This window comes from Nocardiopsis sp. LDBS1602 (assembly GCF_035818715.1).
GTDB lineage: Bacteria > Actinomycetota > Actinomycetes > Streptosporangiales > Streptosporangiaceae > Nocardiopsis > Nocardiopsis alba.
Genome location: NZ_JAYLVW010000001.1, coordinates 672,946 through 688,221, shown reverse-complemented (window position 1 = coordinate 688,221; position 15,276 = coordinate 672,946). Strand labels below are relative to the sequence as shown.

General features: G+C 71.3%; 13 protein-coding genes. 4 read left to right on the top strand and 9 right to left on the bottom strand.

What is annotated here, in order from left to right:
- Positions 1 to 14: 14 nt before the first annotated feature.
- Positions 15 to 941: a putative RNA methyltransferase gene (locus U9J66_RS03220; protein WP_017534754.1), complete on the top strand. Its 927-nt coding sequence runs from the start codon at positions 15 to 17 to the stop codon at positions 939 to 941.
- A gap of 4 nt (positions 942 to 945) precedes the next feature.
- Here U9J66_RS03220 and U9J66_RS03215 read toward each other — a convergent pair whose 3' ends face one another.
- Positions 946 to 1,527 carry an NADPH-dependent FMN reductase gene (locus U9J66_RS03215; protein ID WP_326336975.1) on the bottom strand — a complete coding sequence of 194 codons (582 nt, stop codon included), beginning with the start codon at positions 1,525 to 1,527 and terminating at the stop codon, positions 946 to 948.
- Between the two features lie 188 nt (positions 1,528 to 1,715).
- On the opposite strand from U9J66_RS03215, the gene treZ reads away from it, so the two are divergent.
- Positions 1,716 to 3,500 carry a malto-oligosyltrehalose trehalohydrolase gene (treZ, locus tag U9J66_RS03210; protein ID WP_326336974.1) on the top strand — a complete coding sequence of 595 codons (1,785 nt, stop codon included), beginning with the start codon at positions 1,716 to 1,718 and terminating at the stop codon, positions 3,498 to 3,500.
- 29 nt (positions 3,501 to 3,529) lie between these two features.
- Here the strand turns inward: treZ and U9J66_RS03205 are convergent, their stop codons facing one another.
- On the bottom strand, positions 3,530 to 3,862 hold the full coding sequence (locus U9J66_RS03205) for a hypothetical protein (protein WP_326336973.1): 333 nt from the start codon (positions 3,860 to 3,862) through the stop codon (positions 3,530 to 3,532).
- On the bottom strand, positions 3,807 to 4,736 hold the full coding sequence (gene erm, locus U9J66_RS03200; protein ID WP_326336972.1) for an ErmE/ErmH/ErmO/ErmR family 23S rRNA (adenine(2058)-N(6))-methyltransferase: 930 nt from the start codon (positions 4,734 to 4,736) through the stop codon (positions 3,807 to 3,809). The genes U9J66_RS03205 and erm overlap by 56 nt, the downstream gene beginning before the upstream one ends.
- Before the next feature lie 446 nt (positions 4,737 to 5,182).
- Here erm and U9J66_RS03195 point away from each other — a divergent pair, with 446 nt between their 5' ends.
- Positions 5,183 to 5,884: a class I SAM-dependent DNA methyltransferase gene (locus U9J66_RS03195; protein ID WP_326336971.1), complete on the top strand. Its 702-nt coding sequence runs from the start codon at positions 5,183 to 5,185 to the stop codon at positions 5,882 to 5,884.
- A 93-nt stretch (positions 5,885 to 5,977) separates the two neighbouring features.
- Here U9J66_RS03195 and U9J66_RS03190 read toward each other — a convergent pair whose 3' ends face one another.
- The 5 genes from U9J66_RS03190 to U9J66_RS03170 all read right to left on the bottom strand — a co-directional run bounded on the left by U9J66_RS03190 (position 5,978) and on the right by U9J66_RS03170 (position 12,348).
- The gene (locus tag U9J66_RS03190; protein WP_014912326.1) at positions 5,978 to 7,072 is read right to left on the bottom strand and encodes a hypothetical protein; all 1,095 of its coding nucleotides are present in this window, start codon (positions 7,070 to 7,072) and stop codon (positions 5,978 to 5,980) included.
- Positions 7,073 to 7,108: 36 nt separating this feature from the next.
- Positions 7,109 to 8,251: an SPFH domain-containing protein gene (locus U9J66_RS03185; RefSeq protein WP_326336970.1), complete on the bottom strand. Its 1,143-nt coding sequence runs from the start codon at positions 8,249 to 8,251 to the stop codon at positions 7,109 to 7,111.
- Between the two features lie 131 nt (positions 8,252 to 8,382).
- Positions 8,383 to 9,195, bottom strand: coding sequence for a phosphotransferase enzyme family protein (locus U9J66_RS03180; RefSeq protein WP_326336969.1), 813 nt, complete (start codon positions 9,193 to 9,195; stop codon positions 8,383 to 8,385).
- 61 nt (positions 9,196 to 9,256) lie between these two features.
- Positions 9,257 to 11,503 carry a DUF6351 family protein gene (locus U9J66_RS03175; protein ID WP_326336968.1) on the bottom strand — a complete coding sequence of 749 codons (2,247 nt, stop codon included), beginning with the start codon at positions 11,501 to 11,503 and terminating at the stop codon, positions 9,257 to 9,259.
- A gap of 275 nt (positions 11,504 to 11,778) precedes the next feature.
- Entirely contained in the window at positions 11,779 to 12,348 is a 570-nt protein-coding gene (locus tag U9J66_RS03170) for a pyridoxamine 5'-phosphate oxidase family protein (RefSeq protein ID WP_041561979.1), read from the bottom strand.
- 329 nt (positions 12,349 to 12,677) lie between these two features.
- Between U9J66_RS03170 and U9J66_RS03165 the strand changes: the two genes are divergently transcribed.
- Complete coding sequence (locus U9J66_RS03165) at positions 12,678 to 13,334, top strand: response regulator (RefSeq protein ID WP_014913594.1); 657 nt, start codon at positions 12,678 to 12,680, stop codon at positions 13,332 to 13,334.
- A gap of 61 nt (positions 13,335 to 13,395) precedes the next feature.
- Here U9J66_RS03165 and U9J66_RS03160 read toward each other — a convergent pair whose 3' ends face one another.
- Positions 13,396 to 15,156: a GAF domain-containing sensor histidine kinase gene (locus U9J66_RS03160; protein ID WP_326336967.1), complete on the bottom strand. Its 1,761-nt coding sequence runs from the start codon at positions 15,154 to 15,156 to the stop codon at positions 13,396 to 13,398.
- Positions 15,157 to 15,276: the final 120 nt, after the last annotated feature.

Genomic DNA, 15,276 nt, shown 5'->3' with positions numbered 1-15,276 from the left:
GGCTTGCCGCGATCATGGCGAACACCCACACCGGACCCCGACCGCGCATGCCCGCGTCCGTGGCCGCGGTCCTGACCTGCCCCGTCTGCGGACTCCCCTTGGAAACGGGGGAGCGCGGCCCGTCCTGCGCGAACGGCCACGGCTTCGACGTGGCCCGCGAGGGGTACGTCGGGCTGCTCACCGGCCGCACGCCGCCCGGCTCCGGAGACGACAAGGCGATGGTCGCCGACCGGCTGAGCTTCCAGTCCGGCGGTCACTACGACCCCATCGGTCACGCGCTCGCCCGCGCCCTCGACGAGGAGCTCACCGTCGACGAACCCCTGGTCGTCGACGTGGGAGGCGGTACCGGCCACTACCTGACCCTGATCCTCGACGCGTCGCCGCGCATGGTCGGCCTCACCACCGACGTGTCCAAGTTCGCCGCGCGCAAGGCCGCCAAGGCGCACGAGCGCTCCGGTGCGATCACCGCCGACTCCTGGCGTCCCCTGCCCCTGGCCACCGGCTCCGCCGACGCCCTGATCAACGTGTTCGCGCCCCGTAACGCCGCCGAGTTCCACCGGATCCTGGACCCGGCCGGGGTGCTCCTGGTCGTCACCCCCGAGGCCGACCACCTCACCGAGCTGCGCTCCGCGCTGGGCCTGTTGGATGTGGACCCCCGCAAGGACGAACGGCTGGCCGAGGGGCTGCACGGCCACTTCTCCCCGGAGCGCGCCGAGACCCTGCGCTTCACCATGGACCTGTCCCGCCAGGACGCGCTCACCGTCGTCGGGATGGGCCCCAGCGCCCGTCACATCACCTCCGAACGGCTGGCCGGACTGGTCTCGGGGCTCCCCGAACCCGTACGGGTCACCGCCTCCGTCCGCATCGGCCGCTACCGCCCCCTCCCCGGCACCGAGATCGCCACCGTCGCCGATCGGGGACGCGCCCGGCACGACGGGTGATGGCTCAGAGGGGGTCTTCGAGGGGAGAGACGGCCCGGCGGGTCTCGGAGTAGGCCAGGGCGTCCTCCAACTCGGCCACCGCGAGCCGCACCCGCTCCACCACCGCCGGGTCGACGTACTCGCCCCCCGCGTCCACGCGCGAGCCGGCGCGGGAGACCACCACGCAGTCCACCAGGACGGCGCCCAACAGCGTCAACGTCGGCATGAGCGGAGCGTGGGCGCGCATACCCCCGGCCTGTCCCGGGGAGGCGCTCATCAACAGGGTCGGCCGGCCCATCAGACCGGCGGAACCCACCAGCCAGTCGATGGCGTTCTTGGTGACCCCGGCCGGCCCGTGCGCGTACTCGGGCGTCGCGATCACCACCCCGTCGGCCCGCGCCGCCGCCGCGCGGAACCCCCGCACGGAATCGGGCCAGGACGACTCGTCGTTCTCGACGTCCGGATCGAACAGGGGCAGCCGTCCGGCCAGGTCGGTGCCGATCACCGTGACGTCGGATCCCACCCGGGGCACCAGACGCAGCAGCGCCGCGTTGAACGACCCGCGCCGCAGACTCCCACAGATCCCCAACAGCGTCCGCTCCGCCATACGCCCGTGTCCCCTCGCGCTCGCCGTGTCCGCCGAGACCCTACCCGCGCGGAACCCCCGACACGCCCGGAGCCGACCCTGCTCACCGAGGCGCCGATGCGGCCCCACCCGGGGCGATGTGAGCGCAGCACCCTTCCCACCTGCGACGTTCGGTTCACCCGTCCCTCACGCGGGGTAGACCCACCTGCGTGAACGGACTGGCCACGCAAGCGAACCCGCCCGCCACACCCGGACGCGGAGTCCACGGGGACTTCACCGTCTGGGCCCCCGAGGCCCGACGCGTACGCGTCAGAGTGGGCGGCGTCGACCACCCCATGGAACGCGACGCTCGAGGACGGTGGCACGCCACGGTCGACGGGGCCGGGCCGGGCTCCGACTACGCCTACCTCCTCGACGAGGGGGAGCGGCCCCTGCCCGACCCCCGGTCGCTGAGACAACCCCGCGGGGTGCACTCCGCGAGTCGCGTCTACGACCACGACGAGTTCGTCTGGGCGGACGGCCACTGGACCGGACGGCCGCTGGCCGGGGGCGTCGTCTACGAACTCCACGTGGGCACCTTCACCCCGGAGGGCACCCTCACCGCCGCCGTCGACCGGATCGACCACCTGGTCGAGCTCGGGGTCACCCATGTCGAACTCATGCCGCTCAACGCCTTCGACGGCACCCACGGCTGGGGGTACGACGGCGTCCTGTGGTCCGCGGTGCACGAACCCTACGGCGGCCCCGACGCGCTCAAGGGGTTCGTGGACACCTGCCACCGCCACGGGATCGCCGTCCTGCTCGACGTGGTCTACAACCATCTCGGCCCCTCGGGCGCCTATCTGCCGCGCTTCGGCCCCTACTTCTCCGGCGAGAACGCCTGGGGGCCCTCGCTCAACCTGGACGGACCCCATTCCGACCCGGTCCGCGCCCTGGTGATCGAGGGCGCTCTGGACTGGCTGCGCCACTACCACCTGGACGGTCTGCGGCTGGACGCCGTGCACGCCCTGCGCGACGACCGGGCCGTCCCGATCCTGGCCGAACTCTCCGCCGAGGTCGACGCCCTGGCCACGGGGCTCGGCCGCCCGCTGTCGCTGATCGCCGAGTCCGATCGCAACGATCCGCGCACCGTCCTGCCCCGGGAGGCGGGTGGGATGGGTATGACCGCCCAGTGGTCCGACGACCTGCACCACGCTCTGCACGTCGCCCTGACCGGGGAGAAGCACGGCTACTACGCCGACTTCGCCGGACCCCGGGTGCTCGCAGACGTCCTGCGCAGGGTGTTCCTGCACGACGGCGGGCACTCCTCGTTCCGGGGACGTCGGCACGGGGCTCCGGTCGACACCCACCTGATCCCCGGCCACCGTTTTCTCGGCTACCTCTCCACCCACGACCAGATCGGTAATCGGGCCCGGGGAGACCGTATGGGCGAACACCTCTCGCCCGGCCTCCTGACCTGCGGCGCGGCCATCGTGTTCTGTTCCCCCTACACCCCGATGATCTTCATGGGGGAGGAGTGGGGCGCCACCACACCCTGGCCGTTCTTCGCCTCCTTCACCGACCCGGACCTGGTCGAAGGGGTGCGCACGGGTCGCCGCCGCGAGTTCGCCGCCCTGGGGTGGGACGAGGAGGAGATCCCCGACCCGATGGACCCGGCCACCCGTGACGCGGCGGTCCTGGACTGGTCCGAGGCCGACCGGGAGGCGGGCCGACTGATCCTGGACACCTACCGTTCCCTGATCGCCCTGCGGCGGGCCGAACCCGAGCTGAGCGACCCCCGCCTGGACCGCTTCCGAGTCGACGCGGACCGGGAGGGCCGGCGACTGGTCCTGACCCGTGGTTCGCTCCGGGTGGTCTGCAACCTCTCCGAGGAACAGACCGTGGTGGAGCTGGACGCCGCCCCTCGGGAACTGCTGCTGGCCAACGGGTACCCGAGGATCGACGGGGCCGCCCTGGACGTGCCGGGCGAGTTCTTCGCGATCGTGCGCGTCTGATCCGGGTGGGCGGGGGCCGCTCACCCGGATCAGCAGCCCCCGCCCCCACCGTCTCCGCCTCCGCCTCCGCCTCCACCGTCACCGGCGCCTCCGTCGGAGCAGTCGGCGGAGTAATCGTCTCCGCCGATGGACCAGCCTCCTCCACCACCGGCTTCGCCCCCGCTCGAGGCGAAGACCCCGTCGCCACGGCGCGGATCCCTCCGATAACCCTCGGGGTTCTCACGAGAGGAGCCGATACCGATGATGATGAGGACGAGGACGCTGGGAACGATGATGAGGAAGAAGATGAGGGAGGCTGTCGTAGCGTCAGAATCGCTCGCGGCGAGGGCGGTCCGGGCGAGCTCGGGGGTGTCGATCGTCATACCGGTGTGATCCCGCCGTGCCCACGACGGTTCGCGGCCCGCCCCGGCCCGTTCCGGTCAGGGACCGGACCAGGGCCACCCACCGGTCGGGGGCGACCAGACCCACCGGGGCGGACGGATCCACCCCCGCCTCCCGAAGGGCCGACGCGACCCGCCGCGCGGGATAGGCGCGACGCAACGACGCCGACAGGGAACCGCCCACCCCTCCGAAACCGATCTCGACCAGACGGCGGTACTCCCGCAGGTCCTCCCTGGGCAGCAGCGGCTCCTCCCTGCGGCGCAGCACGAGCACACCGGCGTCCACGCGTGGCACCGGCCGGAACCTCTCCCGGCCGATCCTGCCTACCAGGGACCACGACCACTCGGGCCAGGTCAGCACGGTCAGAAGGGTCCACCGGCCGTACGCCCCGGTGCGTTTGCGCGCGTACTCCCACTGGGTGATGAACGTGGCCGAGGTCAGACCGGGCGCGTTCAGGCACCAGCGGACGATGTCGGCGGTACGGGAGTAGGGGATGTTGCCGACCACCGAGAAGGGGGAGCGGGGCGGGCGCGCCCGGGTGAAGTCCCCGCGTACGATCCGGACGTCGGGGGCGCGCTCCCGGTAGCGCTCGGTCAGCCGGGCGGCCAGGGTCGGGTCGATCTCGTAGGCGATCACCCGACCCGCCTCACGCACGAGGAAACGGGTCAGCGCGCCGTCTCCGGGGCCCACCTCCACGACGGTGGAGTCGGGGGCCGGCCGGGCGATGCGCACCACCCGGCGGGCGGTGGCCGGATCGGTGAGGAAGTTCTGGGACAGTCGCCGCCGATCGTCGTTCGAGCGACGCGGACGACGAGGATCGTGGGAGTGGTGGGCTCGACGAGGGGAGCGTGCCATGTGCGGTCCGTTCCGCCACCGTGGTCGGTGGCCGACGAGGACGACGGCACGACGGAACCCACGCCCGGCACGGGCGTGTCACAGGATCTGTACGGGGTCCACCGGCCGTACGTCCGAAGAGAAGAGGGACGTCGGCTGGGCCTGGACCGGCGCATGGTCGTATCGAGACAGGGGACCCCCTTGGCACCGCCGACGTCGCGCACGATGAGAACGCGGAAACGGCGGTGCCCTCAGAGGGGTCCGATCACCGGTCCGGCAGAGCGGACCGGAGCCGTGCGTGGGCGACCGCGGGCCAGGCCTGCGCGCCCCTGAAGATCGCTTGGAATGCTCCCATGGACATCACCCTAGAGGCGGCGGCGAAGAGAGGGCAACGGGTTTTCCGGCGGCCCCGGGGCGAGGGGAAAAGGGGTGGCGTCGACCGTCGTGACCCGGGGATACTCGCCCCCATGGCCGATTTCTCGCTCTTCGATACCCGCAACTACCGGACCGTCGACGTGGCCACCGGATACGACGGTTGGTCGGCGACCTACGAGGACTCCGTCCCCGACGCCATGGACCTGGCGCTGCTCGACGGGCTCGCCGTTCCCGACTGGGGCGGGGTGGAGCGCGCCGCCGACCTGGGCTGCGGGACCGGCAGGACCGGGACCTGGCTGCGCGAACACGGTGTGGGACACGTGGACGGGGTGGACCTGAGCACCGGGATGCTCGCCCTGGCCGAGAAACGTGGAGCCCACGACTCCCTCACCCGAGGGGACGTGCGCTCCACCGGGCTGCCGGAGGAGGGGTACGACCTGGTGATCTCCTCGCTCATCGACGAGCACCTGCCCGACCTCGACCCGTACTACGCCGAGGCCCGCAGACTCACCGCGCCCGGCGGACACTGCGTCCTGGTCGCCTACCACCCGCAGTTCATGATGGTCTCCGGCATGCCCACCCACTTCACCGACGACTCCGGCGAGGACGTCGCCATCGCCACCCACGTCCACCTGATCGGCGACCACGTACGCGCGGCCCTGGCCCACGGGTGGCGTCTGGAGGAGATGTCGGAGGCGGTCGTGGACGACGCGTGGGTGAGCGTCAAACCCAAGTGGGAGAGGTTTCGCGGCCATCCCGTCTCCATGGCCCTGGTCTGGTCCCGGGCCGACTGAACCCCGACCGCTCCGAGCCGGAACGCGGCCGCCCGACCGCCGGGATCGACGGTCGGGCGGCCGGGCCGATCGAGCGGGGGCGCCTCCGCCCCCTCAGCCCTGAAGGTAGATGTAGACGAGCAGCGCCACCACGGCCAGCATCGCCAGGACGGCGAAGGCGATCTTGACCGCGGAGTAGGGGCGTTCGCCCTGGACCTCGCCGGTCTGCCCGTTGATGACCATCTGGTAGCTCTTACCGCCGTGCAGATAGGCCCCGGCCCACACCGGCAACAGCATGAGCTTGCCGGTGACGTCGGAGTAGCGGGTGGAGACCGAGTGCACCCGCTGCTCGTCCCCTCCGATGTCGCGACGGCAGTCCTTGTCGATCTGCTTCGCCATGATGCCCTTGGCCCGGTCCAGCCCCTCCTCGGGCTCCATGTCGTAGCGCAGGGCCTCGTGCCCGGCCAGGTAGGCGTGGGTGAAGGGACGCGCCTGTTTCAGGTCCCACGGCTCCAAGGCGGTCACGCGTTCGGGGGAGAGCCTGGTGGTGGCGTTCACCAGCACGTCGTCGAAGTCCCGGGAGACCCGGCCACTCGCCGGATACCACCGGGTCTTGCGCACCTGCCGGGTCTTGGTGACCGTCTTGCCGTTCTCCTGGGTCGTGTAGGTCTCGGTGACGTAGTAGTACTCCCCGCGTTGGCCCTTGTAGTCCGACGCGGTCGCCGCGTCGAAGGTCCAGTGCGGCAGATAGGTGCTCTTGAGCCGCTCGGCCTCGCCCACCTTCTTGAGACTGTTGGGGGCGAACCATCGTGTCCTCGTCCACGAGGCCAGCGCACCTCGGGCACCGGAGCGGTCCACCGCGAAGGGCAGCACCGCCTCGGGGGGTACGACGTCCTCGGAAGCCGGGTCGATGACCAGAGGAGAGGCGCAGAACTGGCAGTTGTGGGCGAGCTGGTCGCTCTGTAGATGCGCCCCACAGCCCTGGCAGACGAGCTCGTGCGGCACCAGGTCGGCCATCGGGGTACGCCGGAAGAGGTCCTGGACCTTGTGCTCCCGGATCCGCCGCTCGGGGGCGGCCACCTCGTCGGTGTGCCCGCAGTAGGGGCAGAGCATCCTCTCGGTGCCGGGGGCGAACTCCAGCCTCGCCCCGCATCCTCCACAGGGGAAGACACGAGGGCCCTCCGGTGGCGTGGTCGTGTTCTCGGTCATGGTGGTCCTCGGGGGGATCGTTCGAAGCGGCGAGGGTCAGGCGGGGGGCATGGGCGGAGGGGTGTGCGCGAAGAGATCCGCCAGCTCGGGCACCTCTCCCGCCGGGGCCCACTGGGGCATGCCGTTCCGCCAGACCAGGCTCTGTCGGGTCAGGGTGCCTTCGGAGGCCAGCCGGACCAGGCCGCCTCGGTCGAGGGGGCCCTGCTGCTGTCCGTTCACACCGACGTGCCACTGCTCCTGCGGGGGCAGGGGAGGCGGCGCGGCCGCGGCCGGCGGCTGCTGCTGTGCGGGGGCGGGCTGCTGCGGAGCAGCTCCGGGGACCTGGTTCTGCTGCGCCATCTGCTGGGCCATGCCCAGGCCCATCCCCATGCCCATGGCCTCGCCCATGCCGCCGCCCTCGGTCCCGGCGGCCTTCTCCATGGCGTTGGCGGCCTGGAACCTGCCGTAGCGGTCCATGTCGCCGATGATGCCCATCTGGGTGCGCTTGTCCAGCGCCTTCTCCACCTCGGGGGGAAGGGAGATGTTCTCGATGTTGAAGTTCGGGATCTCCAGGCCGACCGAGGCCATGTCCCGGCTGAGCCGGCCCGCGAGGTCACGGCCGAGATCGTCCTGGTGGCTCGCCAGGTCGAGCACCGGGATGTCCTTGGCAGCCGTGGCCAGGGCGTTCCCCAGCCGGCTGACGACCATCTGCCGGAGGTAGTTCTCCACCTCCTCGGTGCGGAACTGCGGGTCGGTGCCCACCAGTTCGGTGAGGAACAGCGGCGGGTCCACCACCCGGGCGCTGAAACCACCGAAGGCGCGCACCCGCACGGCGCCGAACTCGGGGTCGCGCAGCATCACCGGGTTCTTGGTGCCCCACTTGAAGTCGGTGAACTGCCGAACGTTGACGAAGTACACCTCGGCCTTGAAGGGCGAGGAGAAACCGTGCTTCCACCCCTTGAGGGTGCTCAGGATGGGGATGTTCTTGGTCTCCAGGGTGTACGTGCCCGGAGCGAAGACGTCGGCGATGCGCCCCTCGTTGACGAAGACGGAGATCTGCGACTCGCGCACGACCAGCTTCGCGCCCATCTTGATCTCGTTGTCGTAGCGGGGGAAACGCCAGACGATGGTGTCCCGACTATCGTCGGTCCACTCGATGATGTCGATGAGCTCGCCTTTGAGCGCGTCGAAGAAACTCAAGTTCTACTCCCAATGTGTCGATGCCGCCTTGTCATTCGACGTGGCGGAGCCGGGACCTGTTGCCCTTCGCGGATAACGAAGCGGATAACGAATGGGCCGACGGGTGTGGCGTGCGTCTCGCCCCGCGGCGGTCAGGGAGCGTCGGTGAGCGTCCGGATCCACGCCTTGCGGTGGCGGGCGATGTGGTCGGCGGCGGCGCCCCAATGGTCGGCGTGCCCCTCGGCGTGCAGTCGTGCCCAGGGCATACGTCCGGTCCGGGCACCCTCCTCCAGTACGTCGAACATGGCGCGCACCCGGCGCAGGGCGGCGTCGGGCAGCTCCCGCCGTTGCCGAACGTCGCAGCCGTACCCCTCGGCCAGGGCGCGGAGCCGCCGCCCGTCGATCCCGGGGTCGCCGCCCGCGTGCAGGGGGACGAACCCATGGGCGGCGTACCCCAGGTCCCCCATCCGGCTTCCGGGCGCGGCGCCGTCCCAGTCGATGAGGCACCAGGGCTCCTCGTCGCCGTCTCGGGGTGTCTCGGAACGGACCAGGTTCCACGGGGCGAGGTCGTTGTGGCAGACGACCTCGGGCTTCTCCGGCGGGAAGAGCGGATCCCACACCGGTTCTCGCGGGGGCCGGAAGTCGAGGGTGAGGTCGTGCAGCCGCCGGATCATCGCGCCCAGACGGTGGAGCTCCTCCTCGGTCATCGGGGCGGCCCGATCGGCCATGACGCCGGGCACGAACTCCAGGCTCTGCCGCCCCAGGGAGTCGCGCCCGTAGGCCTCGGGCACCTCGGCGCGGCCGTGTCGGCGCAGGTGACGCAGGAGTTCGGCCACGGTGGAGGAGGAGCGCAGCCAGGGCTTGCGCACGGTGCGCCCCACACGGAGCACGGTCTCGGAGACGTTGCCGCCCTCCAGGAGCTCGACGTCGTTCTCAGGGGAGGGGAGACCCTCGGATGGACTCATAGGCCCCATCCTCGGTGGCGGACCGGCCCCGGGCCATCGGATTTCCCCGGATCGGGGGCCCTCAGAAGAACTGCCAGGGCCCCTTGGGCGGGCGCTGTCCGACACCCGGCTCCGACCAGTCGCACACCCCTTCGGAGAAGATCTCCCGAGCGCGTTCGGTCTGCCCCTCGTTGAACTCCACGGGCTGTTCCGCCTCGTCGAACGGGGTCAGCCGGCACTTGAGCACGTCCGAGGCGAGCGGACCGCCCGCCGCGGTCCTCGGCGAACCGTACACGGGGAAGGCGTCCGCGCAGCGGTCGCCCTCGCCCGGCCCGGCCGTCGTCTGTGGGGCGACCACGCGTTCCCCTTCGATCCAGCACGCGTCGGTGAGCCATTCCGGCCGGGTCCGTTCCAGGTGTTCGATCGGCTCGCCGCCGGGGCGGGCGCGGGAGCTCTGCGCGGCGGCGGTCACCCAGGCGTCCAGCTCGGTCAGGGCCCGTCCGGCCACCGGCTGGTCGGCCCCGAACACGCCGGGGCGGTGGCGTTCCACCAGCATCACCTGGTTGGCGTCGGTGCCGTTGGCCGCCCGCAGCCGTTCCCGTGTGGAGAAGGAGTGGTAGCGCATGTGGATGTCCCCGCCGGAGGCGTCGTCCTGGTAGGGACGGTGGTCCACGATCGGGATGTCGGCCAGCCCGCCGCCCCCGTGCAGCAGGCGACCGCTGTCGTAGGCGGCCTCGACGGCCTCCGTGTCGCCCTCGGTACGTTCGGCCACGATCCGACCGTCCGTGTCGAAACCGCCGATGTGCTCGTTCAGGTCCAGGAACTCGTCCACGTCGATGACACCCTCGGCCAAGGCGGACAGCCCGTAGCGGACCCCCACGTTGTCCAACGGACGGCGGGGGAGACCGGTGTCGGGGTCGACCCCGTAGACGTTGACGGTGTGCGAGTACAGATCGCAGCGGGCCCCGTCCGGACGATCCCGCGGATGGTAGCGCTCCGATTCGGGCAGCGCGTCCGGACACACCCCCTGAGGATCGATCCGGGCGGCGGCGTCGGCCATCGCGTCGATCCCCTCCCAATGGCCGAATCCGGAGACGGCGCGCTGCTGTTCACGGGTGAGCGCGTCGGGACGGGCCTCGGAGTAGGCGCGCAGGAGGGCCGCGTCGGTCGCGGCGGGCACGGTCGCCGACGCCACGTCCGGATAGCTCTGCGAGACGACGATCCCGTCCAACAGCCCCGGCTGGTTGTCGGTGATCTGGTGGGCCTGATAGGCCCCGCCGGAGTGCCCCCAGCCCAGGGTGTGGTCCGGAACCCCCAGGGTGAGCGAGAACCGTTCCTTGACGGCGTTCGCGGTCTCGGCGGCGAGCAGGTCGTTGCAGTTGTTGCCGAACACGTTGAGCGAGGCCGACGCGACCGCGTATCCCCGGGAGAGCATGCCGTGGTCCACCACCCCGGCCGTCCGGTCGCCCTGGACGTACCAGCCACCGGGGCAGCCACCGCCGAACTTGTACACCAGGCGCCGGTTCCACCCGTCGGGGGAGGTCCACGGATCGGGTTCGGGCTCACGGGGGTCGTGCAGGACGGCCGTCTCGTAGACGGAACGGTTGACCGTGCCGGTCTCCACCCGCACCACGTAGGGGACCCTGGCCCCGGTGGAGGTGGTCGTCTCGGCCACGTCGGAGGGGATCCGGCCGCCCTCCGGCAACGGCGCGAAGTCGCCCCCGAGGGTCCGGTACACGTAGCCGACCCGGGTCCGGACCGAACAGTCCTCGTCCAGCGGGGCGCCCAGCCGGCCGCCCCAGGCGAGTTCGAAGTCCTCGGTCCCGCAGACGAAGGGGCTCTGATGCGGTCCGGAGAACACCGGGCCGGTGAGCGGGTGTCCGGTCACGGTGAGCCGTGCGGGTTCGGGAGGGGCCGCCGGGGTGCGGGCCTCCTCCGGGTTCGCGGAACCGTCGTCCTCGATCGAGGCCACCAGGGTGCTCCGCCCCTCGGGGACCCCGGTGACCAGGCCCTCCACCACCTGTCCGACGCCGGGAAGGTGGACCGGGCGCAGCATGTCCGTGACGTCGCGCCCCTCCACCTCCAACCGGATCGCGTCGGGCGGATAGGGGCGTGGCGGCCGCACCCGGACCAGCACGGTGTCGCCCATGACGGTGTCCGGGCGTGAGGAGAGCACGTCGATCCTCGGCCGGTCGGGGCGCGTCTCCTCCACCGGAAGCGAGGGCGCGGCGGAGGGGGAGACGCTCCGAGCGGTGGCCCGGTCCGGAAGCGTGCTGCCGGAGAGGACGAACAGGGTCGAGACGAAGGCCGCCCCCAGACCGAGGGCCACTCGCCTTCCGGTCGGCCTCACCGAGGACGACCAGGGTGGGAGAGCCGTTCCCGACCGGGGACACGGCGAGGTCGGAGGCCGATCTGACCACGGGCGCACAAGGGGATGATCTCCGCGCGGCGGCGCGCGGGGAGGGGAACACACCGGGGCTGAGACGGGCTTTGCACTCCCATATCGCCACCGATACCCCGAACCGGTGGAGAACGAACGGGGAATCGGTGGCCGGTCCGTTCACCGGCCACCGACGGTCGCGTCGTCCCGCGGAGAGGCCCCGCTCAGGGGCGGTGGATCTTCCTGCCGCTCACCCGGCCGGGGACGATCTTCAGGATCTGGTCGCGCGGACCCTCCGCCCAGGGACGGGAGATCCGGTCCGTCGGGATCCGATGCAGTTCGGCTTCGTCCCGGACCCACCGGCAGCGCCCCGAGCACAGCACGCTCCAGCCCTCATGACGCTCCTCGTCGAGACGGTCGACCTGGAAGGCCGCGTAGCCTCGCGCGTAGCGCATGATGGTCCCGGCCAGCGTGGAGCGGAACACGATCGTGTCGTCGATCAGCGCGTAGTTGACGGGCAGCACGGTCGGAGCCGCGTCCCCGTCGATGGTGAAGGCCACGCGCCCGATGTCGCGTTCGGCCAACAGGTTGAAGCAGGTCTGGCGGGCCAGCACGGTGAAACCGGACTGATCCTCGTCGGCCAGGTCGGTGCCGAGCATGAGCTGCTCGGTCTCACGCAGTCGCTCGGTGCCGGAGAAATCCTCGGTCGTGCCCCTCTGCTCCGGGGGCGAGGTGTTCTCCGTGGCCACGTCCCGCCCTCCGGTGGACGCGTCGGCGCCGCTCGTTCCAGACATCACAGGCCCCCCGAATCCGGTGCCCTCTTCTTCTCGTACCGCCATGATCGTCGGACACGGCCTCGTGAACGTGGGGCCGCGAGTCCCCGATCCACGGCGAAGGTCCCCTCTTGTGCGCACTACCCGGAGGGACGCAGGCCTCAAACAAAAAGGGACGTTCGCCCCCTCTTGGAGTCACCCGCTCTGACTAGGGTGGATATGCCCGATCCGAGCCCGGGTGCGAAGGCGAACGCACGCTCCCTCCCGGCCGGCACACCAGCATGGGTCCCGGACCCGTACGCCGGGGCGGTACCGCCCCAGGCCCCCAGTACCGAGGAGGTGCGCGCCCGATGAGCGGCGACACGACGATCCGGGTGTTCCTGGTGGACGATCACGAGATCGTCCGACGGGGAGTGGGATCGCTCCTGGACGACGAGGAGGGCATCGAGGTGGTCGGCGAGGCCGGCACCGCGGCCCAGGCCCTGGCCCGAGTGCCCGCGCTCGAACCCGACGTCGTCGTCCTCGACGTGCGGCTCCCCGACGGCGACGGGGTCACCGTCTGCCGGGACATCCGTTCGATGCTCCCCGAGACCCGCATGCTCATGCTCACCTCCTACTCCGACGACGAGGCCCTCTACGGGGCGGTCATGGCCGGGGCCTCCGGCTACATCCTCAAGCAGATCCACGGCACCGACCTGGTGGGCGCCGTCCGGACCGTCGCCGAGGGACGCTCCCTGCTCGACCCCGAGTCCACCACCCGCATGCTCCAACGCCTGCGCGAGGAGGCCGGACGCAAGGACCCGCTGGGGGAGCTCACCGACCAGGAACGCCGCGTCCTGGAACTCATCGGCGAAGGGCTCACCAACCGGGAGATCGGCGCCAGGATGTACCTGGCGGAGAAGACCGTGAAGAACTACGTGTCCCGGGTCCTGGCCAAGCTCGGCATGGCCCGGCGTACCCAGGCCGCCGCCTACGCGGTACGCCTGTCCATGGACCCGACCGCCTGACCCCGGGGAACGAGGGGCCTGCACGCGCCGACGGGCGCGGGCCGGCCCCTTCTCACGTCCCCTACCCCTCCTCGAAGCGCGCGGGCGCGGTCCACTCCACCACCGTGCCCTCGCCGGGACCGGAGACCACGCTCATCGACCCGCCCAGCTCCTCGGCCCGCGAGGCGAGGTTGTTCAACCCGCTGCGGGAGACGCCCTCGGGGACACCGCGACCGTCGTCGGTCACCCGGAGCGTGACCTCGTCGCCGGCCACGGACAGCTCCACGTCCACCGAACCGGCCCCCGCGTGGCGGGCCACGTTGGACAGGGCCTCACGCAGCACCGCCACCAGATGTCCGCCCACCCGCTCGTCGACCGCGTTGTCGACCGGCCCCTGGGTGAGCAGGCGGGGCGCGAACCCCAGGGTCTCCGAAGCGGCGTTGACCAGCTCCAACACCTGGGAACGCAGCCACGAGGAACCGTGCTCGGCCGGGCTCTGGAGGGCGAAGATCGTGGACCGGATCTGTCGGATGGTGTCGTCCAGGTCGTCCACCGCGTTCCGGACCCGCTCGGCGGAGGTCCCGTCGTCGATCCGGCGCACCGTCCCCATCAGGGTGATGGCGGTGGCGTACAGCCGCTGGATGACCGTGTCGTGCAGGTCCCGGGCGATCCGATCCCGGTCCTCCAGCACGCTCAACCGTTCCGAGTCCAGCCGCGCCTCGGCCAACTCCAGGGCGACCGCCGCCTGGTCCGCGAACGAGGACAGCATGTTCGGCCAGCCGTTCTGGAACTCCTCGGCCCCCTGGAAACGGGCGAGGACGAGCACGCCCCGGGCGCCGTCGGGAGGCCCGAAGGGCAGGATCAGCACCGGGCCCACCCCCATCCGGGTCAGGAAGTCGACCCCCTCGTACCCGCCGGAGGACACGTCCGTTCGCAGCGGCCCCCCGGGCAGATAGGCCCGCCCCAGCAGGGTCTCGGGGGCCCGGGACAGCGTGACCCCACGGGTCTCGGCGGTGAGGGGCCCGCAACGCTCGGCGGGGCCGTCCCAGACCCGGACGGTGAGGGTCTCCGGCTCCTCCCCGGGCATGGCGATCACCGCGACGTCGGCCTGCGCCATCACCCGGGCCCGCCGGGCCACCAGCCGCAGGACCTCCTCGGGCGCGGCACCGGACAGCAGACGCGTCGTGATCTCCCCCGAGGCGTCCAGCCAGGTCTCCCGGCTCTGCGTCTGGGCGAACAGCTGGGCGTTCTCGATCGCGGTGCCCGCCGCCGTGGCCAGGGCGCGCAGGAGCAGTTCGTCGTCGCCGGTGAACTCGGCGCCGTCGATCTTGTCGGTCATGTACAGGTTGCCGAACACCTGGTCGCGGATGCGGATGGGCACCCCGAGGAAGGTGTGCATCGGCGGATGCCCCTGCGGGAAGCCTCGCGACTCGGGATGGTCGCGCACGTCCCTCAACCGCAGGGGCTCGGGCCGCTTGATGAGCAGACCGAGGATGCCCTCGCCCTTGGGCCAGTGCTCGATCCGGGCGATCTCCTCCGGCTCCAGTCCCACCGGGATGAACCGGCTCATCTCGCCGTCGGGCCCGATCACCCCGAGCGCCCCGTAGCGCGCGTTGACCAGACGGGTGGCGGTCTCGGTGATCCGCAGCAGGAGCGGCTCCAGCTCCAGGCCCTCGCCGATCGAGACGACCGCCTCCAACAGGGTGCGGATGCGCTCCTGGGTCTGGGAGATCTCGCTCATCCGGGAGCGGACCTCGTCGAGCAGATCGTCCAGGCGCACCTGGGGCAGCGACATACGGTCGGGTCCACGCCGGTCGTCGTGGCCACCGTCTGTCTCGCGCATGGGGGACTCTCTCCTGCTGTCGTCCAAGGATCCGGGAATGAGTCTATGACCGGTTCCTCCCGCTTCGACGCCGACTCGGCTCTGACCGTGAGTCCCGGATCACCCCGTCCGACCAGGCCC